The following is a 25,260-nucleotide window of genomic DNA, read 5'->3' on the forward strand; positions in this document are numbered from 1 at the left end:
AGGAACGGGCATCCTCGGCTATCTCGGGCGGCACATGCGCGAATACGGGCTTCTCTTCGCGCTCATCGCCATCATGGTGTTCTTCCAGATCGTGACCGACGGCACGCTCCTGCGCCCGGTCAACATCACCAACCTGTTTTTGCAGAACAGCTACATCATCATCATGGCGCTCGGCATGCTGATCGTCATCGTGGGCGGGAACATCGATCTTTCCGTGGGCTCCGTCATGGGCTTCATCGGGGCGCTCGCGGCGGTGATGATCGTGCAATGGGAATTCGGGGTCGTGTCCACGATCCTCGTCTGCCTTCTGGCCGGAGCGGTGATCGGCGCGGCGCAGGGCTACTGGGTCGCCTACTGGAACATCCCCTCCTTCATCGTGACGCTGGCGGGGATGCTCGTCTTCCGCGGCGCCTCGCTTCTCCTGCTGCAGGGGCAGTCGGTCGGCCCCTTCCCGATGGAATTCCAGATGCTGTCCACGGGCTTCGTCCCCGACGCGGTGCCCTGGCTCGGCGAGGCGGTGAAGGCGGTGACGGGGGCGAAACGCGTCAACGGCCTCGCGATCCTCGTCGGTGCGGTGGCCGTCGCGGTGATCGTCTGGAACGGGCTGCGCGCCCGCGCCCGCAACCGCGCCTACGGGATCGAGGATGAACCCACCGCCTTCTTCGTCGTCCGCAACGCCATCGTGGGCTGCGCTATCCTGTTCCTGATCTACAAGCTTTCCACCTTCCGGGGCCTGCCGAACGTGCTGGTGACGATGGGGATCCTCACGATCGCCTATGCCTTCCTGACCGAGAAGACGACGATCGGCCGCCGCGTCTATGCGCTGGGCGGCAACCGCAAGGCCGCGAAGCTCTCAGGCATCGCGACCGAACGGCTCACCTTCCTCACCTTCGTCAACATGGGCATCCTCGCCGCGCTCGCGGGCCTGATCTTCGCCGCCCGCCTCAACACCGCGACGCCCAAGGCGGGCTTCGCGCTCGAACTCGACGTGATCGCGGCCGTGTTCATCGGCGGCGCCTCGATGTCGGGCGGCGTGGGCAAGATCGTGGGCGCGGTCGTCGGCGCCTTTATCATGGGCGTGATGAACAACGGCATGTCGATCATGGGCATCGGCATCGATTACCAGCAGATGATCAAGGGCCTCGTCCTCCTCGCCGCCGTCATCTTCGACGTCTACAACAAGCAGAAGCAGGGCTGATGGCCTTCACCCCCGCCCCCTGGCCGCGCAAGCTCCGCTCGCAGGAATGGTATGGCGGCACCAGCCGCGATCACATCTATCACCGCGGCTGGCTCAAGAATCAGGGCCACCCGCACGATCTGTTCGACGGCCGCCCGGTGATCGGCATCCTGAACACCTGGGCAGAGCTGACACCCTGCAACGGCTCGCTCCGCGATCTGGCCGAAAAGGTGAAGGCGGGCGTCTGGGAGGCCGGCGGCTTCCCCGTCGAGGTGCCCGTCTTCTCGGCCTCCGAAAACACCTTCCGCCCCACGGCGATGATGTACCGCAACCTCGCCGCCATGGCGGTCGAGGAAACCATGCGCGCCCAGCCGATCGACGGCGCGGTTTTGATGGTGGGCTGCGACAAGACCACGCCGTCGCTTCTCATGGGCGCGGCCTCCACCGATCTGCCCTCCATCGTCGTCACCGCGGGGCCGATGCTCAACGGCTGGTTCCGGGGCGAGCGTGTGGGCGCGGGCACCCATCTCTGGCGCTTCTCCGAAGCTGTGAAGGCCGGCGAGATGACGCAGGAGGATTTCATCGAGGCCGAGGCCGCCGTCACCCGCTCCTCCGGCACCTGCAACACCATGGGCACCGCCTCCACCATGGCGTCGCTGACCGAGGCGCTCGGCATGGCGCTCTCGGGCAACGCGGCGATCCCGGCGGTCGACGCCCGCCGCCGCGTCATGGCCCAGCTCACCGGGCGGCGCATCGTCCAGATGGTGAAGGACGATCTCCGCCCCAGCCACATCCTGACCCGCCCGGCCTTCGAGAACGCGATCCGCCTCAACGGCGCCATCGGCGGCTCCACCAACGCGGTCGTCCACCTCCTCGCGCTGGCAGGCCGCGCCGGCATCGACATCACGCTGGATGACTGGGACAGGCTCGGGCGCGAGGTGCCCACCATCGTCAACCTCCAGCCCTCGGGCGAGTACCTGATGGAGGAATTCTACTACGCCGGCGGCGTCCCCGTCGTCCTTCGCCACCTCGCCGAGGCAGGCCTCCTCCAGACCGATGCGCTCACCGTGTCGGGCCTGCCGATCGGCGAGGAGGTGAAGGACGCCCGGAACTGGAACGAAGAGGTGATCCGCCCCGCCAGCCGCGCGCTGACGAACTCGGGCGGCATCGCCGTTCTGAAGGGCAATCTCGCCCCGAACGGCGCGGTCCTGAAACCGTCCGCCGCGTCACCCGACCTTCTCACCCACACGGGCCGCGCCGTCGTCTTCGAGGATATCGACGACTACAAGGCCCGCATCGGCGACGACGCGCTCGATGTCGACGAAACCTGCATCCTCGTCCTGAAGATGTGCGGGCCGAAGGGCTACCCGGGCATGCCCGAGGTCGGCAATATGGGGCTCCCGCCCAAGGTCCTGAAAAAGGGCATCAAGGACATGATCCGCATCTCGGACGCCCGCATGTCGGGCACCGCCTATGGCACCGTCATCCTCCACACCTCGCCCGAGGCGGCGCTGGGCGGGCCGCTCGCGGCGGTCCGGAACGGCGATATGATCACCGTCGATGTCCCGAACCGCCGCCTCACGCTAGACATCCCCGAGGCAGAGCTTCAGGCCCGTCTGGCCGCCCTCACCCGGGGCCAGGCCACCCCGCCCGGCGGCTATGCCCGCCTGTTCCACGATCACGTCCAGGGCGCCGACACGGGCGCGGATTTCGACTTCCTCCTCGGGGCCCGCGGCCACGAGGTGCCCCGGGATTCGCACTGACACCAGACCACCGGACACGCTGACATGACCGCTCTGACAGGCATCCTCCCCGTTGCGCCCACCCCGTTCCACGACGACGGGCGCGTCGACGAAGACGGCATGCGCCGCGTCCTCGATTGCCTGATTGATCTGGGCGTCGACGCGATATGCATCCTCGCCAACTATTCCGAACAGTTTCTCCTGACCGACGCCGAACGCGCCACGCTCCAGCGCCTCAGCCTCGAACACGTTGCGGGCCGGGTGCCGGTGATCGTGACGACCAGCCATTTCCACACCGGCGTCGCGGTCGACCGCGCGCGCTCCGCCGCCGAACAGGACGCCTCCATGGTGATGATGATGCCGCCCTATCACGGCACCGGGCTCCGTGCCGATCCCGAAGGCATCGTGGAACATTTCGCCGCCGTCTCCGACGCTATCGATATCCCGATCATGGTGCAGGACGCGCCGCTGTCGGGTGTCGACCTGCCGGTGCCGCTTCTCGCGCGCATGGCCCGCGAGATCGAGCATGTCAGCTACTTCAAGATCGAATGCCCCTTTGCGGCCGACAAGCTCGCCGCCCTCCTCGCGGCGGCGGGCGATCATGTGCGCGGGCCTTTCGACGGGGAAGAGGCGGTAACGCTTCTGGCCGATCTCGACGCGGGCGCGACGGGCACCATGACCTCGGGCATGTTCCCCGACAGGATCCGGCCCATCGTCACGAGCCACCTCGCCGGCGACAGCGCCGCGGCCCTCGATCACTGGCAGCGCTGCCTGCCGCTCATCAACCACGAAAACCGCCAATGCGGGCTCCGCGCCTGCAAGGCGGTCTACAAGGAAGGCGGCGTCATCGGCTCCGATCACGTGCGCCACCCGCTCCGGCCGATGTCGCCCCGCACCCGCGATCGTCTTCTGGGCCTCGCCCGCGATCTCGATATCGGCGCGCTCCGCTGGGGCACGTGACCGAAAGACAGGAAGGACACCCGCCCATGCTGCCGCACAGGAATCCAACCCCCGAGGCAACGTTCGCAGGCCGCGTCTGGCGCGAGGGCATCGGCCCCGCTCTCGTCACGCTCCGGGGCGACACGCTCGTCGACATCACCTCGCGCGATCTGCCCACCATGCGCGACCTGCTCGAACGGCCCGACGTCCCGGCCGTGCTCCGTGCCGCTCCGGGCGAGGAGATCGGCACCCTCGACGATCTCACCCATGGGCGCGGCCTGCGCTGCCTCGCCCCCTGCGATCTGCAGGCGGTGAAGGCCGCCGGCGTCACCTTCGCCGAAAGCATGGTCGAACGCGTGATCGAGGAACAGGCCGCCGGCGATCCCGACCGCGCCGCCGAGATCCGCCGCACCATCGCCGCCCGCATCGGCGACAGCCTGTCGGGGATCGTGCCCGGCAGCGACGCCTCCGAAGAGGTCCGGCGCGTCCTGCAATCCGAAGGGCTCTGGTCGCAATATCTCGAGGTCGGCATCGGCCCCGACGCCGAGGTCTTCACCAAGGGCCAGCCGCTATCCGCCGTCGGCTGGGGCGCCGAGGTCGGGCTCCACCCCCGCTCCGCCTGGAACAATCCCGAGCCCGAAATCGTGCTCGCGGTCAATTCCGCGGGCGAGATCAAGGGCGCCACGCTGGGCAACGACGTCAACCTGCGCGATTTCGAAGGCCGCTCGGCGCTCCTGCTCGGCAAGGCCAAGGACAATAACGCCAGCGCCGCCCTCGGGCCCTTCCTGCGCCTCTTCGACGACGGTTACGGGATGCGCGATGTCGAGGCCGCGGAACTCACTCTCCGGGTCGAGGGCGAGGATGGCTTCATCCTCGACGGCCATTCCTCGATGACCCGGATCAGCCGCCGCCCGGCCGATATCGTGGCCCAGACGATCGGCGCCCACCACCAGTATCCCGACGGTTTCATGCTCTATCTCGGCACGCTGTTCGCCCCGATCCAGGATCGCGACGCACCGGGCCAGGGCTTCACCCACAAGGTCGGCGACGTGGTGACGATCACCGAACCGGCCCTGGGCCAGCTCCGGAACACCGTGCGCCTTTCCACCGACTGCCCGCCCTGGACATTCGGCACCGCCGCCCTGATGCGCAATCTCGCGGGCCGCAGGCTTATCTAGGGCACGCCGGCCCCTTCATGTGGCCGAAAATATCCCGGGGGGTCCGACCGGAGGGAGGCGGGGGGGGGGCAGAGCCCCCCTTGATCCCGCCGCCCCCTACCATCCCCGATCCCGATCCATCTTGACCTTTGTTAAGGCGGATCGCGCGCGGCAGGTGTCTACCTCTGCGCATGATCCGATTCCGCCGCGCCCTCATTCTTCTGCTTCAGGCCATCGCACTCTCCGCCCTGGCCGGCATGGCGGCGGCGGGCGATCTCGACCGCCTCCTCGCGAAAGTCGACCCGTCCGAACTCGCCCCCGATGCCGACGGCTTCGGCCCGATCCGCGACGATCTCGACGTGGCCCCGGTCCTTTCGGGCGGGGAAACCGTCGCCTGGGCCTTCCTCACCTCCGATTTCGTCGGCACCACGGGCTATTCCGGCAAGCCGATCCACGTCGTCGCCGCGATCTTCCCCGACGCGGTGCTAACGGGGGCGCGCCTCGTCGAACATTCCGAACCGATCGTCCTGATCGGCATCCCCGACGCCAAGATGCGCGCGCTCACCGAAAGCTATGCGGGGCTCGATCTCAGGGCCGAGGCCGCTGCCGGCGGCTCCGCCCATGATCTCGATATCATCTCGGGCGCCACCGTCACCGTGATGGTGATCGACGATTCCCTTGTCCGCGCGGGCCTCAAGGTCGCCCGCGCCCTCAGGCTCGGCGGCCTTGCCGAGGAAGCCCCGGGCGCTCCGCCCCGCGCGGTCGACATGGACCGTACCGGGATCAGCGACTGGACGACGCTTTCGGGCGACGGCTCGATCCGCCGCCTCACCCTCGATATCGGCCAGATCAACGCGGCCTTCGCCGCCACGGGCGACGCCCGCGCCATCGACCGGCCCGAACCGGGCGCCGAGGACGACACCTATATCGATCTCCACGCCGCCCTCGTCAGCGTGCCGACCATCGGGCAAACCCTCTTGGGCGAACGTGTCTACGCCAACCTCACCGACTGGCTGGAACCCGGCGAACACGCGCTCCTTCTCATGGGCCGGGGCAGCTATTCCTTCAAGGGCTCGGGCTTCGTCCGGGGCGGCATCTTCGATCGCTTCCAGCTGATCCAGGGCGATGTCGCCGTCCGCTTCTTCGATCGCCAGAACCGCCGCGTCCTCAGGCTCGAACCCGCCGATGCGCCGAGCTTCACCGAGATCGACCTTTTCAAGATCCCCGCCGATGCGGGCTTCGAACCGGGCGAACCGTTCCGTATCCAGCTTCTCGCCCAACGCGCGGTGGGCGCGGTCGAAAAGACCTTTCTCACCTTCGATCTGGGCTACCGCCTGCCCGATCCCTATCTCCTGCCCGCCGCCACGCCCGCGGTCCTCCCCGAAGACACGGTATCGGAAGCCGAGGCCAAGGCCGCGCTCTGGCAACGGATCTGGCGCGACAAGACGGTCGAGATCGCGGGTCTTGCCGTCATGCTCGCCGTGCTGACCGGGGTCTTCTTCTTCCAGATGCAGGTCACCCGGCATGAACGCGCCTTCTTCTGGTTCCGCATGGGGTTTCTCACCGTCTCGCTCGTCTGGCTCGGCTGGATGATGAACGCCCAGCTTTCGGTGGTGAACCTGATGGCGCTCGCGGGTGCGCTGCGCTCGGGTTTCACCTGGGATGCCTTTCTCCTCGATCCCCTGGTCTTCATCCAGTGGTTCGCGGTCGCCGCCGCCCTGCTGTTCTGGGGCCGCGGCGCCTATTGCGGCTGGCTCTGCCCCTTCGGCGCGCTGCAGGAGCTGACGAACCGCCTGGGCCGCCTCGCCCGCATCCCGCAGATCGAACTGCCCTGGGGGCTTCACGAACGGCTCTGGGCGCTGAAATACATGATCTTCCTGGGGCTTTTCGGCGTCTCCCTCGCCTCGATCCCGGCGGCCGAGAAACTGGCAGAGGTCGAACCCTTCAAGACGGCGATCATCCTCAAATTCGTCCGCGACTGGCCCTTCGTCGTCTTCGCGCTCGCCGTCCTGTTCGCGGGGCTCTTCGTCGAACGCTTCTACTGCCGCTATCTCTGCCCGCTGGGCGCGGCCCTCGCGATCCCGGCCCGGATGCGGATGTTCGACTGGCTGAAGCGCTACCAGACCTGCGGCTCGCCCTGCCAGACATGCGCCAATGACTGCCCGGTGGATGCGATCCACCCCACCGGCGAAATCAACCCCAACGAATGCGTCAACTGCCTGCATTGCCAGGTGCTCTACCAGTCCGAGACGGTCTGTCCGGTGGTGATCCGGCAGTTGAAACGGCGCGCCGCGGTGGGCGCCGCGCCGGCATCCGACAAATCCACCGTGGCCGCGGAACAGCGCCACGGGAACCCCACCATCGAAAGAAGGAAGGAAGTGCCATGAAAGACGACAACGACAAGCTGAAAGTCTCGCGGCGCGGGCTCTTCGGGGCGACGGCGGCGGGGGCTGTGATCGCAGCCACCGGAACGGGAACCGGGCTCTTCACCGGCACCCGGGCCCATGCGGCAGGCGCCAGCCTCGCCCCGGGCGAACTCGACGAGTATTACGGCTTCTGGTCCTCGGGCCAGACCGGTGAAATGCGCATCCTCGGCGTCCCGTCGATGCGCGAGATCATGCGCGTCCCGGTCTTCAACCGCTGCTCGGCGACGGGCTGGGGGCAGACCAATGAAAGCCTCAAGGTCCTGACCGACGGGCTTCTGCCGGAAACGAAGGAATATCTCGCCGCCCACGGCAAGAAAACCTACGACAACGGCGATTTGCACCACCCGCATATGTCCTTCACCGACGGCACCTATGACGGGCGCTACATCTTCATGAACGACAAGGCCAACACGCGCGTCGCGCGGGTCCGCTGCGACGTCATGAAATGCGACAAGATCATCGAGATCCCGAACGCCCACGACATCCACGGGCTCCGGCCGCAGAAATATCCGCGCACGGGCTACGTCTTCGCCAATGGCGAACACGAGGCGCCGCTCGTGAACGACGGCCAGATCCTCGACGATCCCAGCCAGTACGTGAACGTCTACACCGCCATCGACGGTGACACGATGGAGATCGCCTGGCAGGTGCTCGTCTCGGGCAACCTCGACAACACCGACTGCGACTACCAGGGCAAATACGCCTTCTCGACCTCCTACAACTCCGAGATGGGCATGAACCTCGCCGACATGACAGCGAACGAGCTCGATCACGTCGTGGTCTTCAACCTCAGGGAAATCGAGGCGGGCGTCGCCGCAGGCGATTATCAGGAGCTGAACGGCGTCAAGGTGATCGACGGGCGCAAGGGGCAGAACAAGAACTACACCCGCTACATCCCGATCCCGAACTCGCCCCACGGCATCAATACCGCACCCGACGGGCGGCACGTGATGATTAACGGCAAGCTCTCTCCCACGGTCTCGGTGATGGATGTCACCAAGCTCGATGATCTCTTCGCGGGCAATATCGAACCGCGCGACTGCATCGTGGCGGAACCCGAACTGGGCCTCGGGCCGCTTCACACCGCCTTCGACGGCAAGGGCAACTGCTTCACAACGCTCTTCCTCGACAGCCAGGTTGTGAAGTGGAACATCGACAAGGCGCTCGCCGGCGAAGACCCGATACTCGAAAAGGTCGATGTCCACTACCAGCCGGGCCACAACTCCACCTCCATGGGCGAAACAAAGGACGCCGATGGCAAGTGGCTCGTGTCGATGAACAAGTTCTCGAAAGACCGGTTCCTGAACACCGGGCCGCTCAAGGCCGAGAACGAACAGCTCATCGACATCTCCGGCGGCGGCATGACCCTTGTCCATGACGGGCCCACCTTCGCGGAACCGCACGATTCGATCATCGTGCGCGCCGATATCGTGAACCCGGTGAACGTCTGGGACCGCGGCGACCCGATGTGGGAAGAGGCGCGCCGCCAGGCCGAAGCCGACGGGGTGGATCTCGACTGGGGCGCGGATGAACCGATCCGCGACGGCAATAAGGTGCGTGTCTACATGCACTCGATCGCGCCGAACTTCTCGCTCGAAACCTTCACCGTGAAGCAGGGCGACGAGGTCACGATCTACGTCACCAACATGGACGATATCGACGACGTGACGCACGGCTTCTGCCTGTCGAACTTCGGCATCGCGATGGAGGTGGCGCCCCAGGCCACGGCATCCGTCACCTTCACGGCCACCCGGCCCGGCGTGCACTGGTACTACTGCCAGTGGTTCTGCCACGCGCTTCACATGGAGATGCGCGGCCGGATGTTCGTCGAACCGACGGGGGCCTGAGCAATGGTCCGCCGGTTCGCCCTTCTCGCGCTTCTCGCGCTGCCCCTGCCCGGCCTTGCCGGAGAGATCGGCGTCGCGCCCGGCGAACTGGCGGACGCCCTTGAAACCGCGCAGGACGGCGACGTCCTGCGCCTCGCGCCCGGCCAATATGCCGGGCCCGTCCGTCTCGACCGCCCGCTCACGCTCGATGGCGGCGGGGCGGCCCATATCGACGGCGGCGGGCACGGGTCGGTCATCACCGTCACCGCGCCCGGCATCACCGTCCGGGGCCTCACCATCACCGGCTCCGGCAGCGATCACGAAACCATCGATTCCGGCGTCCAGCTCGAACGCACGGCCACCGGCGCGGTGATCGAGGACAACATCCTTCTCGGCAACCTCTACGGCATCGACATCCACGGCGCGAAAGACGCCCGCGTCAGCGGCAACGCGATCGAGGGCCGGCAGGACGCGGCCATGAACCGCCGCGGCAACGGCATCTATGTCTGGAACGCGCCCGGTGCCGAAGTCACCGGCAATACGGTGCGCTGGGGGCGCGACGGCATCTTCGTCAACTCCTCCAGGCGCAACCGCTTTTCCGGCAATGAATTCAGGGATCTGCGCTTCGCAGTTCACTACATGTACGCCAATGAAAGCGAGGTGTCCGATAACCTCTCCATCGGCAATCACCTGGGCTTCGCGGTGATGTTCTCCACTCGCGTGAAGGTCACCGGCAACCTGTCGATGGGCGACCGCGATCACGGCGTGATGCTGAATTACGCCAACCACTCGGTCATCTCCGGCAACCACGTCACCGGCGGAACCGAAAAATGCGCCTTCCTCTACAACAGCCACAAGAACAGCTTCACCGACAACCAGTTCGAGGATTGCGGCATCGGCATCCATTTCACCGCCGGCTCCGACCGGAACGAGATCTCCGGCAACGCCTTCATCGGCAACCGCACGCAGGTGAAATACGTCTCTACGACCTGGGATGAGTGGTCCCACGCGGATCGCGGCAACTACTGGTCCGATTTCGCGGCCTACGATCTCGATGGCGACGGCATCGCCGATACGCCCTACCGGCCGAACGACAGCATCGATCACGTGCTCTGGACACAGCCCGCGGCCAAGCTCCTCCTGGGGTCCCCCGCGGTGCAGCTCGTGCGCTGGTCGCAATCGGCCTTCCCGGCGCTCCTGCCGGGCGGCGTGATCGACAGCCACCCGCTCATGGCTCCGCCGGGGCCTCTGGAGAAGGGATCATGACCGGCATCCTCACCTGCGCCCATGTCGGCAAGCGGCGCGGCGGTACGCCTGTGCTCAACGACGTATCGCTCTCGATTCCCGAAGGCACGCGGGTGGCGCTTCTCGGCCATAACGGCGCGGGCAAATCCACGCTCATCAAGCTGATCCTGGGGCTCACCGCCCGCGATGGCGGCGAGATCTCGATCTGTGGCGCCGCGCCCGGCTCCAACGCGGCACGGCGGGCCACCGCCTACCTTCCCGAGGCACTGGCCTTCCAGGGCGCACTCACGGGGCGCGAGCTTCTGGCGATGTTCGCCCGCCTCTCGGGCCTCTCGCCGCGCGAAACCGGCCCGCTTCTCGAACGGGTGGGCCTCGGCCCCGCCGCCGACCGCCGCATCGCCACCTATTCGAAGGGCATGCGCCAGCGCCTCGGCCTCGCCCAGGTGCTTCTCGGGCGCCCGCGCCTTGCGCTGCTCGACGAACCGGCCAGCGGGCTCGATCCCGTCTCCCGGCACGAGCTTTACGCGATCATCGACGAGCTCGCGGCCTCCGGCACCGCCGTCCTGATCGCCAGCCACGCCCTCACCGAGGTCGAGGCCCGCACCGATCGCATCGCCATCCTGCGCCAGGGCCGGCTCGTGGCCGACGACACACTCGGAAACCTCGCCCGCGCGGCGGGCCTGCCCATCGTCCTGCGTGTGCGGGCGTCGGAAACCGCCATGGCCGAACGCATCGCCTCCGAAACCGGCGGCGCCCGGGTCAACGGCATGTCCGTCGAAATCCGCTGCCCGGCGGAAGAAAAGATGCCCGCCCTCCACCGCCTCTCGGGGCTGGGCGAGGCCGTCGCCGATATCGACATCACGCCGCCGGGGCTGGAAGAGCTTTACCGCCACTATTCGGGGGGCCTGACATGACCGCCCTCACCCGCATCCTCGCCGTCGCGCGCACCGAAATGCTGGTTCTTCGCCGGAACCGCTGGCTTCTGGTCGCGACGCTCATGATGGTCGTCTTCGCCGTCGCCCTGTCGCTTGCGGGCAGCGCGCCCACCGGCACGCTCGGGGTCGACATGCTCACCGTCTCCGTCGCCTCCATGACGACGCTCGCGGTCTATCTGATCCCGCTTCTCGCCCTCCTCATCTCCTTCGATGCGATCGCGGGCGAACGCGATCGCGGAACGCTGGGCCTCGTGCTCTCCTACCCCGCCAGCCGGGCCGAGATCCTCCTCGGCAAGGCAGCCGCCCATGTCGCCGCGCTCGCCATCGCAAGCGTCATCGGCTTCGGCGTCGCGGGCGCCATCGCGGCGGGGCTGGGCGGCGTCGGGCCCGAAAGCCTCGTCGCCCTCGCCCGGCTCATGGCCACCTCCGTCCTCCTCGGCGCGGGCTTCGTGGCGCTGGGTTACCTCGTCTCCGCTCTCGCCGGCTCCTCGGCCGCCGCCGCGGGCCTCTCCGCCGCGCTCTGGCTCGTCTTCGTCGTGCTCTACGATCTCGCGCTTCTCGCCGCCGTGGTGATGGATGGCGACGGGGCCTTTACCCGCTCGGTCTTCCCCTGGGTGATGACGGCGAACCCCGCCGATGCCTTCAGGCTCTGGAACATCGCGGGCACCGAAACCGTGGCCATCGCCGCCGGCATGGGCGGGGTGGCCGACAGCCTGCCACGCTGGGCCGCGCCGCTCTCTCTCGCGGTCTGGCCCGCGCTCGGCTTTCTCCTCGCCCGCGCCGCCTTCCGAAGGGTCGAACCATGAAGCTCCCCCTCGCCCTCCTCCTCGCCGCCACCCTCCTCGCCGCCTGCAGGGAAGAGGTGACCGAAGCCCCCGCCCCCCTGCCGCTCACCGAGGAAGCGGTCAGCTTCTTCTGCCAGATGAACGTGCTGGAACATGGCGGTCCCAAGGCGCAGATCCACCTCGAAGGCCTGCCCGCGCCGCTCTTCTTCGCCCAGGTCCGCGACGGCGTGGCCTATCTCAAGAGCCCCGAACGCGATGCCCGCATCCTCGCCACCTATGTCAGCGACATGGGCGCCGCGCCGTCCTGGAACGCGCCGGGGGAGAGGAACTGGATCCCCGCGGAAGAGGCCCATTTCGTCATCGGCTCCCGCGCGGCGGGCGGCATGGGCGCGCCCGAGATCGTGCCTTTCGCCGCACCGGACGCGGCAGAGGCCTTCATCCTGCGCTTCGGCGGGCGAACGGTCCGCCTGCCCGACATCCCCGATGACGCGGCCCTCGGCCCGGTCGATCCCGGCGCGTTTCTGGAGACACCGTCATGATCCGCCCCACCCGCCGCCGCTTCCTCGCGATCAGCGCCGCCGCCTGTGCGATGGGCACGCGTGCGGGTGCCGAAACCCGCTGGCAGGGCACCGCGCTCGGCGCGACGGCTCGCCTGCGCCTCGCCGGGCTCGCGCCGGAAGACGCGCGGCCCGTGATCGCCGGGGTCGAGGCCGAACTTCACCGCCTCGAAGCGATCTTCAGCCTTTACCGCGACGGCTCCGCCCTCCGCCGCCTCAACGCAGATAGCAGGCTCGACGCCCCGCCGCCCGAACTCCTCGAAGTGCTGTCCCTCTCCGCCGCTCTGCACCGCGCCACGCACGGCGCCTTCGACCCCACGGTGCAGCCCCTCTTCGCCCTTCACGCCCTTGCGGCGGGCGAGGCACGCATCCCCACGGCGGCAGAGATCGCCACTGCCCGCCGCGCCCTCGGCTGGGACGGCGTCACCTTCGATGCCACCCGCATCCGCCTTGTCCGCCCCGGCGCGGCTCTCACCCTGAACGGCATCGCCCAAGGCTACATCACCGACCGGATCGCAGGGCTTCTGCGCGCGCGCGGCCTCACCGATATCCTCGTCGACGCGGGCGAGATCGCGGCCCTCGGCCACGCCCCCGACGGCAGCGGCTGGACGGCCGGCATCGCCCGTCCCGACGGCCGGCTCGTTCACCGCCTCACGCTCGCCGATCGCGCCCTCGCCACCTCCGCGCCCACGGGCACGCTTCCGGGCAACCTGCCCCACATCTTCGATCCCGCCACCGGCGCGGCTGCCCGCCGCGCCAGCCTCGTCTCCGTCTCCGCCCCCCGCGCGGCGGTGGCCGACGGGCTCTCTACCGCGCTCTGCGCCCTTCCCCACGCCCGCCACGCGGCGGCCCTTGCAGCCTTTCCCGGCGCGCGCCTAGAATTCACACTCTGACCAAACCAAGAAGGAGCGTCTCACCCATGTTCAGAACCCTGACCGTCGCCACCCTCGCAGCAACCCTTGCCCTGCCCGCCCTCGCCGACGGCGACGCCGCAAAGGGCGAACGGGTCTTCAACAAGTGCAAGGCCTGCCACGCGGTCGGCGACGGCGCCAAGAACAAGGTCGGCCCGGCGCTCAACGGCATCGTCGGCGCGGCGGCGGGACAGAACGCGGATTTCAAATATTCCGACGCGCTCCTCGCCGCGGCCGAAGGCGGCCTCACCTGGGACGAGGAAACGCTCAGCGCCTTCCTCGCCAAGCCGAAGGACGTGATCGATCGCACCAAGATGGCCTTCCCCGGCCTCCGCAAGGAAGACGAGATCGAAGACGTCATCGCCTACCTCGCAACCTTCGAATAGACGCAGGCCATGGCCACGACGCGGGAGCAGATGCGCCGCTGGCAGGGCCCGGCGGTGCTGAGTTACGGCTTCCGCCCCTTCTTCCTCGCCGGCGGGCTCTGGGCCGCGCTCTCCATGGCGCTCTGGCTTGGGATGATGAGCGGATCTACCGTCCTCACCCCCGCCGTCGATCCGATCTCCTGGCACGCGCACGAGCTTCTCTTCGGCTATCTCGGCGCGGTCGTGGCCGGGTTTCTTCTGACGGCGGTCCCGAACTGGACGGGGCGGCTGCCGGTGGTCGGCTGGCCGCTTCTGGCGCTGACGCTCCTCTGGGGCGCGGGGCGCGTCGCGATGGCGCTCGGCGCCCTCTGGCCGCCCGTCTGGGTCGGGCTGATAGACACCGCCTTCCTCGCCGCCATGGCGCTCTTTCTGGCGCGAGAGATCGCCACGGGGCGCAACTGGCGCAACCTCGTCGTCCTCGCTCTTCTTCTCGCGCTCCTCGCGGCAAACGCTCTCTTCCACTTGGCCGCCGCTGCAGCTGCGGGGCTTCGCCTCGGGCTCGCCGCGGCGATCCTCCTGATCGCTGTGATCGGCGGGCGCGTGGTACCGTCCTTCACCCGCAACTGGCTTGTGCGCGAAGGCGATCCCCGCAGGCCCGCCCCGCCGATGCAGGGTTTCGACCGGCTCGCCCTTCTTGCGCTCCTCGCGGCCCTGCTTCTCTGGGTCGCACGGCCCGAGGCCCGTATCGCCGGGCTTGCCCTCCTCGCGGCCGGGGCGCTTCACGCCGGGCGCCTTCTCCGGTGGCAAGGCATCACCACCCGCGCCGAGCCGCTGGTCTGGGTCCTCCACCTCGCCTATGCCTTCGTGCCGCTCGGCGCCCTCGGGCTCGGCACGGCGCTTCTTCAGGAAAGCACCCCCCTCGCCACGGCCAGCCTCCATGTCTGGACGGTGGGGGCGATCGGGATGATGACGCTCGCGGTGATGACCCGCGCCACCCTCGGCCATACCGGCGCCGCCCTCCACGCAGGCCCCGCCACCACGGCGCTCTACCTCGCGATCCCGGCCGCCGTGATCTGCCGCGCGGCCGCCGCTCTGGGCGCCGCGCCCGATCTTCTCTACACCCTGTCGGGAGGTCTCTGGATCGCGGCCTTCCTGGGCTTCGCGCTCCTTTACGGCCCGCGCCTGATGCGCCGCGCGGCGTCCTGACGCCGGCTCACGCCTCGCCCAGGAACGCCTCCAGCGCCTTGCGGTCCATCACTTCGATGATCGGCCCGTCGACCCGCACCCCGTGCTCCGACAGCCGCCGGAACGAGCGCGACAGCGTCTCGGGCTTGATCCCCAGCATCGAGGCCAGCGTCTGCTTCTCGTACGGGATCTGCACGAAGTTCGTGTTCCGGTCGAGGTCGTCGAGCGCCAGGATATACCCCGCCACCCGCTGCAGGCCGGACGTGGCCTTCAGGTGCTCGATCTGCCGCAACAGCCGGTGCAGATGCGCATAGGTCGCCGACAGAAGCGTCGGGATCGTCCCGGGCTCGCGCAGAAGCTCGGCCTCGATCACCGATTTCGACACCAGGATCACCTTGCTGTCCGTCAGCGCGACGGCGGAAACCGGATAGGCATCCTTCCGGAACAGAAGCGCCTCTGCAAAGCAGGTGCCGGGATGGAAGATATCCACCACCACCTCGCGCCCGTTCCGCCCCGCCACGGTCAGCTTCACCGCGCCTTCGGCCACGCAGAACACCGAAAACGCCTCCTCGCCCTCGCGGCAGATCGTGTCGCCCTGACGCGCGGTGGTGACATGTGCATGTTGTGCGATCCGGTTGAATACATCCTCCGGCAAGGCCCCGAACAGAATCGAGCCTTGCATGCACTTGACGAAACCCTCGGCGAGCATGACCGGCGCCCTCCCTGTCGCGGAACCCCGGAACAGCCGGTGCTCAACTGCGCGAACAGTACCCCAAGAAGAAGCAGATCGCGTTGATATCAGTCAAGGAATTCCCGCAGCAGGGCGGTCAGGCCACCGCCCGGCTCAGCGCGCATTGCGACCAGAGCGCGCTCAGCGCCCCGGCCAGATGCGCGATATCGGCATCGCTGTGCAACGGCGAAGGCGTGATCCTCAGCCGCTCGGTCCCCTTCGCAACGGTCGGGTAGTTGATCGGCTGCACATAGATCCCGTACTGCTCCAACAGCGTGTCGCTCAGGTACTTCGCCTTGAACGGGTCGCCCACGACGACGGGCACGATATGGCTCGGATTCGCCAGATGCGGAATCCGATGCTGGTCCAGCAGCGCCCGCAGCTTCGCAACGTTCCGCCGCTGCCGCATTCGCTCCATGTCCGATCCCATCAGGTGCCGGATCGAGGCATTGGCCCCGGCCGCCAGCGCCGGCGGCAGCGCGGTGGTGAAGATGAAGCCGCTCGCGAAACTCCGGATGAAATCACACAAGGCGGCAGAGGCCGCCACATAGCCCCCCATCACGCCGAAGGCCTTGGCCAGCGTCCCTTCGATCACCGTCACCCGGTGGGCCAGCCCCTCGCGTTCGGCGATCCCGCCGCCCCGCGGGCCGTAAAGGCCGACCGCGTGCACCTCATCGAGATAGGTCATCGCCCCATGCGCCTCGGCCACGTCGAGGATCTCGGCAATGGGAGAGATATCGCCATCCATCGAATAGACGCTTTCGAAGGCCACGATCTTCGCGCCCTCCTTCGGCAAGGCGCTGAGCTTCCGGTCAAGATCCTCGGCGTCGTTATGCCCCCAGATCACCTTCCGCGCCTTCGAATGGCGGATGCCCTCGATCATCGAGGCATGGTTCTTGGCGTCCGACAGGATCGTGCAATCGGGAAGCTTGGCGCCCAGCGTCGACAGGCTCGCCCAGTTCGACACGTAGCCCGAGGTGAAGAGAAGCGCGGCCTCCTTCCCGTGAAGCTCCGCCAAGGTCCGCTCAAGCTCCACATGCAGATGCGCGGTGCCCGAGATGTTGCGCGTCCCGCCCGCGCCCGCGCCGTCCTCCATCACCGTCCGGGCGATCGCCTCGCGCACCAGCGCGCTCTTGCCCATCCCGAGGTAGTCGTTCGAACACCACACCGTCACCGGCCGCGTGGCACCGCCCACATGCTGATGCGCCCGCGGCGCCTCGCCCACGGGGCGTTCCAGTTCGGTGAACACGCGGTAATTTCCTTCGGAGCGAAGATCCGCCAGCGCATCCTCGAAAAAACCCTGATAGTCCATGAGGAGGCTCCTCTTCACCGGTCTCGTCCCGGTCAGGGAAGCATCCCGCGCGGCCTCATTCCTTAACCAACGTCAAGTGTCAGCCTCGTCCATCAGGTGCCGCGCCCATTTGCCAGAGGCCCAGGTCGCCGGCACCCCGAGGATCAGCCCCCCGAGGATCGACGCCTCGGGCGACAGCGCCGCGATCCCCACGACCTGCAGCATCAGGAACAGCAGGAACAGGTTGATCGCCACCGTCCCCGCTACGAAGGGATACAGAAGCAGGCTCAGCTTCCAGACGGGCCAGCGCGCCTCGCTCACGGCGCGGCCTCCGCACGGGCCAGCGTCTCGCAGATCAGAAGCGGCACGTTATCCCACGTCCCGATCGGCGGCAGTACGACGCCTTCGAAAGCGGCGGCCTCCAGCGCCTCGGGCAGATCCATCAGCACATGGCCCGCCCGCGCCGCGAAGAACGGCAGCACGATCGCGGGGCCCTCCACCGTCGCCACCTCTTCAAGCGACGGCGCCTCGTCCACATAGCCCGCACGCACCTCGCGAAACAGGCGCGTGGCCTTCAGCGCCTTGGCAAAGGCCTCCGTCGCCCGCGCCGGCCTCGGGTCCTTCGGCGATCCGTGGGCGGCCACCACAAGCGTCGTCCGGCTCTCCGGCAGCTCCGCCTCCGCCATCTCCGCCCGAAGCCGGCGCGCGGCCAGCTCCGGCAGGGCCGCGCTCATGCCCAAAGGCGTCAGCGTCACCCAGTCCGCCAGCCCGGCCGTCTCAAGCCGGGTCTGAAGGTGCGTCGAGACAAACCACCCGTCGGTCATGAAATGCGGAAACACCTGCGGCGCGCGCATCCCCGCCACCGCCGCCTCCAGAGATCCCGGCTTCGCCAGCGTCGCGCCCCGAACCATCGCACCGGTACGTGCCCCCACCCGCTCCGCCAGCCGCGCCACGAACCGCTCCTGCGGCTCGGGGTCGGACGGCGAACCATGGGCGACGATCAGAACCTCAGTGGCTCGTCCCGGCCGAAAAGGTGATCTTGTTATGTACATTGTATTTTCCAGAGGGTTTCACCATCGGCAGCCGCTTCACCTCCTGCAAGGTGGCGGCGTCATAGACGATCACCGCGCCGTCCTGCTCCCAGAGGCTGACCAGAGCATATCTGCCATACCGGTCGAACTCCACATGCGCCGCCGTCCGCCCCGGCGCGGGGCGCAGCGTCTTCACGATCTCCAGGCTCTCCTTGTCGATAACATGCATCACGTCGCGATTGGGGCCGAAGAACACGTCGGCCCACAGATAGGGCGTTTCCTCGTGGCTTCGCAGGAAGAAGCCGGGGCCCTCCGTCCCGATCGTCTTCACCGTCTCCCATGTCTTCATGTCGATCACGGAAATCACCCCGTCCCTCAGGTGCGGCGTCGCCATCACCGTCTGCCCGCCGCGCTCCCAGGTGATCCCCGATCCCAGATGCGGCATCCCCGGCAACTCCAGTTCGGCAATGGTATGGCCGATCACCAGATCGACAACCTGCCCGCCCTCGCCATCGCGCGAGGCACCCATCACGTATTCGTAATCCTGGCTGAAGAAGAAATCGTCGAGAATCTCCTTCAGCGTGATCCGCCGCACCGGAAACGGCTCGTCATAGCCCAGGGGCCCCTCGTCGCGGTAATCGTGAACAAAGCCGTGGAAGGGCGGGTTCTCGCCATAGAACACCTCCCAGATCTCCGGCACGTCCTTCAGCGCCAGAACGAAGCTTTCCCGCGGCGGCGCCTGATAGACGGCGGACACCCGGCTCGCGGTCCCGTCCTTGCCGGCGATGTCCTTCACCTCCGCCACGCTCAGATCCCCGGTCGCCAGGATCGTCAGCGTCATCGGCAGGTAATTCGCCACCGCCAGCCACTTGCCGTCCTGGCTCATCGCGATGTTGCGCGAATTGACGCCAGCGCGGATCCGCCCGACTTCCTGCATCGACCACAGATCCACCTTCTGCACCCATCCGTCCCGCGACATCACGAAGACGAACCGCCCGTCGGGCGAAAACTTCGGCCCGCCATGCACGGCCAGGGGCGTCTCCAGCCGGGCCATCACCTCCATCCTGTCGCCGTCGAGGATGCTGATGTGATGATCCCCGGTCTCGACCACGACGAAGAGATTCATAGGATCCGCCCCATGCTGCGGCGCATCGGGGGCGGTGTAATCCGCGTTCAGAACCCGCGTGCTCTCGATCTTCGCCTTGTCCCAAAGCGGGATCTCCGGCAGCGGCTGGTGCAGATAGGCCGCCAGCACCGCGATATCTTCCGCCGAAAGCTGATCGCCGAACGCGGGCATCTGCGTCGCCGCACGGCCCTCGGCGATCACGGCCTGAAGCTTCTCGCCCCTGAGCCGGCTCAGCGCCTCGGGGATCAGCGCGGGGCCCGCCCCGCCCAGCCGGTCGTCCCCATGGCAGACCGCATAATGGGTCGCGAACAGAACTTCCGGTTCCGCTGCCTGAAGAGGCCCCGCCAAGACGCAGAGAAGACTAGTAAAAACGATGTTCCGGGTCATGTCGCTTTCCTCGGAAGGTGGAGACCTCGAGGCGCGGCGCCGCAGCCTCCACCCCGATCTCGGCTTCACTCAGGTAACAGGCCGGGTCCTCCGCCCAGGGGTTCCCTGTCAGCTGCAATGCCCGGATCCGCGTGTTGCCCCTGCAGACCGCCTGATGCGCGCAGGCCCCGCAGCGGCCCTCAAGCGGCCTCGGCCGCGTCCGAAGCAGCGCGAGCATCCGGTCATCCCCTGTCCAGAGTTCGGAAAACTTCCGCTCCTTCACGTTCCCGATCGTGTAATCCGACCAGTAGGTATCGGGATGCACCTTGCCGGTGGGGTCGATATTCGCCACGCCGATGCCGGAAGAGTTCCCGCCCCAAGCCTCCAGATGCGCCTCCACATGGGCGGCCTGATCGGTGCTGAAATTCTCCCGCACCCAGTTCAGGAACAGAACCGCGTCGGCATCGTTGTTGCCGGTCACGACCTCGAAATGCCGGCCCTCCCGCAGAGCCCGCCACGCCCGCTCGATCAGAAGCTTCACGGCATCCCGCGCCCGCCGGTGGCCCGCATCCTCGCCCCGGTTCTTGTTGCCCCGGCCCGCATAGACGAGATGCGACATATAGAACTTGTCGATCCCCTCACGCTCGCAAAGATCGAGGATCTCGGGAAGCTGATCGGCATTCTCGCCGGTCGGCGTGAACCGCAGCCCCACCTTGATCCCCAGCGCCTTGCAGGTCCTGACCCCGGACAGCGCCTCCTCGAAGGCGCCCGCCTTACCCCGGAACCAGTCATTCGTCCGCCCCACCCCGTCGATCGAGATACCGACGTAATCGAACCCGATCGCGGCCACCCGGTCTGCCGCCTCGCCTTCGATCTTCGTGCCGTTGGTCGACAGCGCGAGATAGCGGAACTTCGGCCGCGCATAATCCGCAAGCTCGAAGAAATCCGCCCGCGACAGGGGCTCCCCGCCCGACAGGATCAGCGCGGGCAGCCCAAATCCGGCCAGATCGTCGATCACCCCCATCGCCTGCTCCGTCGAAAGCTCGCCCGGAAAGGCCAGGTCGGCCGAGGTGGTGTAGCAGTGCCGGCATTGCAGGTTGCACCGCCGCGTCAGGTTCCAGATCACCACGGGCCTCACCGGGCCGCCGCGCCGCTTTCGCACGGGCGTCGGGTTCAGAAGTTGCTCCATGTATTGCGTCAGGCGAAACATCACGCGGCTCCCTTCTTCAGGCGCAGGCCGGTCTTCTTCAGAATGGCGGTGGAATAAAGGATGTCGGAACCCCGGCAGGCATCGCCCAGCATCTCGCGAAGCCGCACGCGCTTCCGCTCCACTTCGTCACGGGTCTCCCCGTGCAGCATCGCGAACAGGTTGTAGGGCCAGATCGGCAGCGCCCGGGGCCTCAGGTAGCAATGGGTCACGTCGTCGAGCGCGCCGATCCGCTGGCCCAGTTCCTCGGCCACCGCGTCATCCACGTCCCAGACCGACATTCCGTTCGCCACCATCCCCAGCTTGTAGTGATTGGGGGCGATCCCGATCCGCCGGATCACGCCTTTGGCCTTCAGCGCCCCCAGCCGCTCGATCACCTCCGCCTCGCTCAGGCCCAGATCCTCGGCCAGCGCCGCATAGGGCCGGGGCACGAAGGGCAGACCGGCCTGGCAGGCCTCGATCAGCCTGCGGGTCTCGGGCGCGATGCTCATGCCGCCACCCGGAAGCCCACGAAGAACTCCTTCAGCTTCGGGAAGCGATAGACTGTCAGCCCCGTCGCCGCCTCGATCGCATCCGCCGCCGTGCCGATCCCGGCCTCCGTCTCGGTCGCCAGCACGAACCACATGTTCAACTCGTGGGTCCGCCGATAGTTGTGCGCCACCTCCGGAAAGGCGTTCACCGCCGCGCAGATCTCGTCGAACCGGTCCTCCGGCACCGCGATCGCGCACAGGCAGAACGCGCCCCCCATGGCGGCCACGTCGAAGAACGGGCCGAACCGCGTGATCACCCCGGCCTCCCGCATCGCCTGAAGCCGCGCGATCAGCTCCGCCTCGTCCAGCCCCAGGGTGGCGGCCGCCGCCGCATAGGGCCGCGCCTCCAGCGGGAACCCGCCCTGCAGCGCATTGATGATCCGCCGGTCGGTTTCGTCGAGTGTCATGTCTTCTCCTTCACATCGATCAGCGCGCCGGTCTGCTTGAAGCAGCGCGTGCTGAACAGAACCCGGTAATCGTATTCGGTAAGCTTCGCCCTGACCCGCGCGAGCGACAGCACATCCAGCGCCTCCGCCCGGCTCCGCCCGTGGATCATGCAGTAAAGCGTATAGGGCCAGATCCCGGGCACCGGCCGCCGCTCGTAGCAGAGCGTCACCCCCTGCACCTCGGTCAGCGCGCGGCCCTTCTCCTCGATCTCCTCGGGCGGCACCTCGAAGACGCACATCGCGTTCGATCGCCAGCCCAGCGCCCGGTGCCGCACGATCAGCCCGATCCGCGACAGAACGCCCGACCGCTTCAGCGCCCGCACCCGGGAAAGCACATCCTCCTCGCTCCGGCCCAGCCGCGCGCCCAGCGCGGCGAAGGGCCGGTCCACCAGATCCAACCCTTCGGACAGCGCCTGCATCAGCGCCCGGTCGCCCTCCTCCAGCGGCACGGTCTCGTCGATCGCGCGCGGCGGCGGCATCCGCCCCGTCCCGTCAAGCGCAAAGCCCAGGTCCACGTTGAACGGCCGCACCAGCCTGAGGTCCAGAACCTGCAAACCCGTCAGCGCCCCGATCCGCTCGAGCGCGGCATCCACGAAGGCCCGCGTCGGCCCGGTCGCCACGAACCAGATGTTCCACGGGTTTTCCCGCTCGTAGGAATGGTTCACCCCTTCGACAGAGTTGATGATCGCCGCCACCTCCTCCACCGATCCCGCGGGCGCGGCCACGGCGGCCAGCGTGCTCGCCGCCAGCGTGTTCGGCCGGCAGGTCCCGCCCACCCGGCTGATCGCCCCGCCCGCCTGAAGCGCCCTCAGCCGCGTCAGCACCTCTTCCTCGGGGATCTTCATCGCCCCCGCGATATCCCGGAACGGGCACGGCTCCAGCGGCAGGCCCCGCTGCCACGCATTCATCATCCGCCAGTCGAGGTTATCGAGATCCATCGCCCGTCCTCACAGCCCCGACTTGTGCGCCCGCGCGGTGAAGAAGATGCCCGACGGCGTGTCGGCGGGGATCTCGGCAAGCTTCTCGAAGGTGCGCGTGTCGTAGACGTCGATCCGGTCGGCATCCCTGACCGACAGCCACACCCGGTGCCCGCGCGGCGCGAATTCCATGTGCAGGACGGCAGGCCCCGGTTTCAGCGTCCGGATGATCTCGCCCGACAGCGTGTCGATCACCTCGATCGTGTCATTGTCGGGATGGGCATAGTTCACCCAGACATGCCGCCCGTCGGGCCGCGCCACGGCGAAGACGGGCTGGCCATGGGTCTCGGTCCGCCCGATCTCTTCAAGGGTGCGGGCATCGACCCACAGAACCTGGTGATGGCCCACCGCCGGCAGGGCGAACCGGTCTCCGGCCAGCGCCCAGCCTTCGAGATGCGGCATCTTGTAAACCGGCAGGTCTTCTTCGCCCCGGCCATAGCCCGACAGGATCTTCTGCTGCAGCGGCGAGTCCGACCAGAGGTCGAAAGCCGTCAGCCCGTCCTCTCCGAAAAGCCCCACTATATAGCGCCGCCCATCCGCCGTGATCAGCGCGTCATAGGGGTTCGCGCCCACATCCCCGAAACGGGTCACCTCAAGCGCCGCGCCCGACAGATCGGCAATCCAGGTCTCCCCGTCATCCCAAAGCGAGAAGACGAAGCGCCGGCCGGGCGCGTCCACAAGGCCGATGGTCTTCGACCCGGTGGGGATATCGGCCACCATCTCCAGCGTGTCGGCATCGAAGATCCGCACGCCGCCCGGCTCGTAATTCGACACCGCCACCAGCGTCCCGTCATCCGAGATCGCCCCGCCAATGGCATTGCCCGCCTGGATCACCCGTGCCGCGATCGCCTGCGTGGTCAGGTCCAGCTTCGTCAGCCCCCCGTCCCGCCCGAACACATAGGCGAACCGCTGGTCGGGCGAGAAGACGATGCTCGCATGGCTGAGGTCGCCGAACCCCTCGACCCGGGCGATCACGCCCAGCTCCGACTGGTCCACGATCAGCACCGATCCGGTCGACCGCTCCACCACCACGCCCAGATCGCCCGTCGCCACGATCCGCGGCTCGGCAGAGGCCAGGCCCCCGGCCAGAAGCGCCAGAAGAACAAGCAGAACTCTCATTGGTCCACTCCCCGCAGGTAATCGGCGATCCACATCGCATCGGCCTCGCTCATCAGCGGGCGCCAGGGCGGCATCGCGGTGCCCGGAATGCCGTCGAGGATGATGTCGCGCAGGATCTCGCGGTCGTAATGCTGCATCAGGTCCCGCGTGATCGGCCGCCCCAGCCCGCCCTTCATCGTCAGCCCGTGGCACGATCCGCAATCCTGGATCACCAGGTGCTTAAGCTCCGCCGCCCGCGCGCCTTCAACCTCGCTCGCGGCAACGGGCGTGGCGGCGGCCATCAGGCCCAGGCAAAGCGCGGCGATCCTAGCCATGGCCCACCCGCTCGAGCGCGGCGGCCTCCCGCACGGCCAGGGCGTCGGCCAGCGTCACGACCTGGCCGATCATCATCAGGACAGGCCGCTTGGCATCAAGCCCGGCCGCCACCTCACCCAGATGGTCAAGTGTCGTGAAATGCTGCTCCTCCGACGCCCGCGTGCCGTCGACGACAAGCATCGCGGGCATATCGGCGGGCAGGCCGGCACCGATCAGCCGTGCCGCGATCTCTGCGGCATGGCCCCGCCCCATATAGACGGCCAGCGTCGTTTCGGGGTCAGCGAGCCCCGCCCAGGCGAGGTCAAGCTCGTGGCCCGCCCGGCAATGGCCGGTCACGAAGCGCACGCCGGTCGCCAGCCCCCGGTGGGTCAGCGGCACGCCCGTCGCGCTCGCGATCCCCTGGGCCGAGGTGATGCCGGGCACCACCGTATAGCTGATCCCGGCCGTTCGAAGCTCGGCCACCTCTTCCGATCCGCGCCCGAACATGTAGGGGTCGCCGCCCTTCAGCCGCACCACCTTGCTTCCGCGTGACGCCAGCGACACCAGAAGCGCATTGATATTCGCCTGCGGAAACGGGTGGTGATCGGGCGCCTTGCCCACGTCGATCCGCTGCGCCCCCTCCGGCACCAGTGCCATGATCTCCGGCGAGACCAGCCGGTCATGCACCACGACCTCCGCCTGCTCGATCAGCCTCAGCGCCCGCACCGTCAGCAGGTCGGGATCGCCCGGCCCTGCGCCGATCAGGTAAACATGGCCTTGTACGTGCAATGCCGACATCGCCGTCTCCTCACTCACCGAAAAATCGCGCCCTGCCCCTGGGGCAGAGCGCGACAGTCTGGCGCCCGCGGCCCGGGAAGCGAGGCCGCCAAAGC

25 protein-coding genes are annotated in these 25,260 nt (G+C 67.8%); 13 read left to right on the forward strand and 12 right to left on the reverse strand.

Going from position 1 to position 25,260, the window contains the following annotated elements:
- Positions 1-34: 34 nt before the first annotated feature.
- The 13 genes from mmsB to RXV90_RS00425 all read left to right on the forward strand — a co-directional run bounded on the left by mmsB (position 35) and on the right by RXV90_RS00425 (position 15,271).
- The gene (gene mmsB, locus RXV90_RS00365) at positions 35-1,198 is read left to right on the forward strand and encodes a multiple monosaccharide ABC transporter permease (protein ID WP_316646753.1); all 1,164 of its coding nucleotides are present in this window, start codon (positions 35-37) and stop codon (positions 1,196-1,198) included.
- Positions 1,198-2,940 carry an L-arabinonate dehydratase gene (gene araD, locus RXV90_RS00370; RefSeq protein WP_316646241.1) on the forward strand — a complete coding sequence of 581 codons (1,743 nt, stop codon included), beginning with the start codon at positions 1,198-1,200 and terminating at the stop codon, positions 2,938-2,940. Before mmsB ends, araD begins: the two co-directional genes overlap by 1 nt.
- Positions 2,941-2,964: 24 nt before the next feature.
- Positions 2,965-3,879 carry a dihydrodipicolinate synthase family protein gene (locus RXV90_RS00375; protein WP_316646242.1) on the forward strand — a complete coding sequence of 305 codons (915 nt, stop codon included), beginning with the start codon at positions 2,965-2,967 and terminating at the stop codon, positions 3,877-3,879.
- A 26-nt stretch (positions 3,880-3,905) separates the two neighbouring features.
- Positions 3,906-5,036: a fumarylacetoacetate hydrolase family protein gene (locus RXV90_RS00380; RefSeq protein ID WP_316646243.1), complete on the forward strand. Its 1,131-nt coding sequence runs from the start codon at positions 3,906-3,908 to the stop codon at positions 5,034-5,036.
- A gap of 170 nt (positions 5,037-5,206) precedes the next feature.
- Entirely contained in the window at positions 5,207-7,402 is a 2,196-nt protein-coding gene (locus RXV90_RS00385; protein ID WP_410482328.1) for a 4Fe-4S binding protein, read from the forward strand.
- Positions 7,399-9,288 carry a TAT-dependent nitrous-oxide reductase gene (gene nosZ, locus RXV90_RS00390; protein ID WP_316646244.1) on the forward strand — a complete coding sequence of 630 codons (1,890 nt, stop codon included), beginning with the start codon at positions 7,399-7,401 and terminating at the stop codon, positions 9,286-9,288. Before RXV90_RS00385 ends, nosZ begins: the two co-directional genes overlap by 4 nt.
- Before the next feature lie 3 nt (positions 9,289-9,291).
- Positions 9,292-10,533: a nitrous oxide reductase family maturation protein NosD gene (locus tag RXV90_RS00395; protein ID WP_316646245.1), complete on the forward strand. Its 1,242-nt coding sequence runs from the start codon at positions 9,292-9,294 to the stop codon at positions 10,531-10,533.
- The gene (locus RXV90_RS00400; protein WP_316646246.1) at positions 10,530-11,426 is read left to right on the forward strand and encodes an ABC transporter ATP-binding protein; all 897 of its coding nucleotides are present in this window, start codon (positions 10,530-10,532) and stop codon (positions 11,424-11,426) included. The genes RXV90_RS00395 and RXV90_RS00400 overlap by 4 nt, the downstream gene beginning before the upstream one ends.
- Positions 11,423-12,253 carry an ABC transporter permease gene (locus tag RXV90_RS00405; protein WP_316646247.1) on the forward strand — a complete coding sequence of 277 codons (831 nt, stop codon included), beginning with the start codon at positions 11,423-11,425 and terminating at the stop codon, positions 12,251-12,253. Before RXV90_RS00400 ends, RXV90_RS00405 begins: the two co-directional genes overlap by 4 nt.
- Positions 12,250-12,771: a nitrous oxide reductase accessory protein NosL gene (locus tag RXV90_RS00410; protein WP_316646248.1), complete on the forward strand. Its 522-nt coding sequence runs from the start codon at positions 12,250-12,252 to the stop codon at positions 12,769-12,771. Before RXV90_RS00405 ends, RXV90_RS00410 begins: the two co-directional genes overlap by 4 nt.
- Positions 12,768-13,682 carry an FAD:protein FMN transferase gene (locus RXV90_RS00415; protein ID WP_316646249.1) on the forward strand — a complete coding sequence of 305 codons (915 nt, stop codon included), beginning with the start codon at positions 12,768-12,770 and terminating at the stop codon, positions 13,680-13,682. Before RXV90_RS00410 ends, RXV90_RS00415 begins: the two co-directional genes overlap by 4 nt.
- Positions 13,683-13,708: 26 nt before the next feature.
- Positions 13,709-14,086 carry a c-type cytochrome gene (locus RXV90_RS00420; RefSeq protein WP_316646250.1) on the forward strand — a complete coding sequence of 126 codons (378 nt, stop codon included), beginning with the start codon at positions 13,709-13,711 and terminating at the stop codon, positions 14,084-14,086.
- A gap of 9 nt (positions 14,087-14,095) precedes the next feature.
- On the forward strand, positions 14,096-15,271 hold the full coding sequence (locus RXV90_RS00425; protein ID WP_316646251.1) for an NnrS family protein: 1,176 nt from the start codon (positions 14,096-14,098) through the stop codon (positions 15,269-15,271).
- Between the two features lie 7 nt (positions 15,272-15,278).
- Here the strand turns inward: RXV90_RS00425 and RXV90_RS00430 are convergent, their stop codons facing one another.
- The 12 genes from RXV90_RS00430 to cobA all read right to left on the reverse strand — a co-directional run bounded on the left by RXV90_RS00430 (position 15,279) and on the right by cobA (position 25,165).
- Complete coding sequence (locus RXV90_RS00430) at positions 15,279-15,959, reverse strand: Crp/Fnr family transcriptional regulator (protein WP_316646252.1); 681 nt, start codon at positions 15,957-15,959, stop codon at positions 15,279-15,281.
- 118 nt (positions 15,960-16,077) lie between these two features.
- Entirely contained in the window at positions 16,078-17,292 is a 1,215-nt protein-coding gene (hemA, locus tag RXV90_RS00435) for a 5-aminolevulinate synthase (protein WP_316646253.1), read from the reverse strand.
- Between the two features lie 72 nt (positions 17,293-17,364).
- Positions 17,365-17,592, reverse strand: a complete 228-nt coding sequence (locus RXV90_RS00440; RefSeq protein WP_316646254.1) for a hypothetical protein — start codon at positions 17,590-17,592, stop codon at positions 17,365-17,367.
- Positions 17,589-18,323, reverse strand: a complete 735-nt coding sequence (locus tag RXV90_RS00445; protein ID WP_316646255.1) for a CbiX/SirB N-terminal domain-containing protein — start codon at positions 18,321-18,323, stop codon at positions 17,589-17,591. Before RXV90_RS00445 ends, RXV90_RS00440 begins: the two co-directional genes overlap by 4 nt.
- A complete protein-coding gene (locus RXV90_RS00450) occupies positions 18,280-19,815 on the reverse strand; it encodes a cytochrome D1 domain-containing protein (protein ID WP_316646256.1) in 1,536 nt (511 codons plus the stop codon). Before RXV90_RS00450 ends, RXV90_RS00445 begins: the two co-directional genes overlap by 44 nt.
- Positions 19,790-21,004 (reverse strand): heme d1 biosynthesis radical SAM protein NirJ, encoded by a 1,215-nt coding sequence (gene nirJ / locus RXV90_RS00455; protein ID WP_316646257.1) that lies wholly within the window; start codon positions 21,002-21,004, stop codon positions 19,790-19,792. Before nirJ ends, RXV90_RS00450 begins: the two co-directional genes overlap by 26 nt.
- On the reverse strand, positions 21,004-21,492 hold the full coding sequence (gene ahbB / locus RXV90_RS00460; protein WP_316646258.1) for a siroheme decarboxylase subunit beta: 489 nt from the start codon (positions 21,490-21,492) through the stop codon (positions 21,004-21,006). Before ahbB (RXV90_RS00460) ends, nirJ begins: the two co-directional genes overlap by 1 nt.
- Complete coding sequence (locus RXV90_RS00465) at positions 21,489-21,938, reverse strand: Lrp/AsnC family transcriptional regulator (protein WP_316646259.1); 450 nt, start codon at positions 21,936-21,938, stop codon at positions 21,489-21,491. The genes ahbB (RXV90_RS00460) and RXV90_RS00465 overlap by 4 nt, the downstream gene beginning before the upstream one ends.
- Entirely contained in the window at positions 21,935-22,915 is a 981-nt protein-coding gene (gene ahbB / locus RXV90_RS00470) for a siroheme decarboxylase subunit beta (protein WP_316646260.1), read from the reverse strand. Before ahbB (RXV90_RS00470) ends, RXV90_RS00465 begins: the two co-directional genes overlap by 4 nt.
- A 9-nt stretch (positions 22,916-22,924) precedes the next feature.
- The gene (locus tag RXV90_RS00475; protein WP_316646261.1) at positions 22,925-24,073 is read right to left on the reverse strand and encodes a cytochrome D1 domain-containing protein; all 1,149 of its coding nucleotides are present in this window, start codon (positions 24,071-24,073) and stop codon (positions 22,925-22,927) included.
- Positions 24,070-24,387, reverse strand: coding sequence for a c-type cytochrome (locus RXV90_RS00480; RefSeq protein WP_316646262.1), 318 nt, complete (start codon positions 24,385-24,387; stop codon positions 24,070-24,072). Before RXV90_RS00480 ends, RXV90_RS00475 begins: the two co-directional genes overlap by 4 nt.
- Positions 24,380-25,165, reverse strand: coding sequence for a uroporphyrinogen-III C-methyltransferase (gene cobA / locus RXV90_RS00485; RefSeq protein WP_316646263.1), 786 nt, complete (start codon positions 25,163-25,165; stop codon positions 24,380-24,382). The genes RXV90_RS00480 and cobA overlap by 8 nt, the downstream gene beginning before the upstream one ends.
- Positions 25,166-25,260: the final 95 nt, after the last annotated feature.

The organism is Ovoidimarina sediminis (genome assembly GCF_032586175.1).
Classification (GTDB): Bacteria; Pseudomonadota; Alphaproteobacteria; order Rhodobacterales; family Rhodobacteraceae; genus Ovoidimarina; species Ovoidimarina sediminis.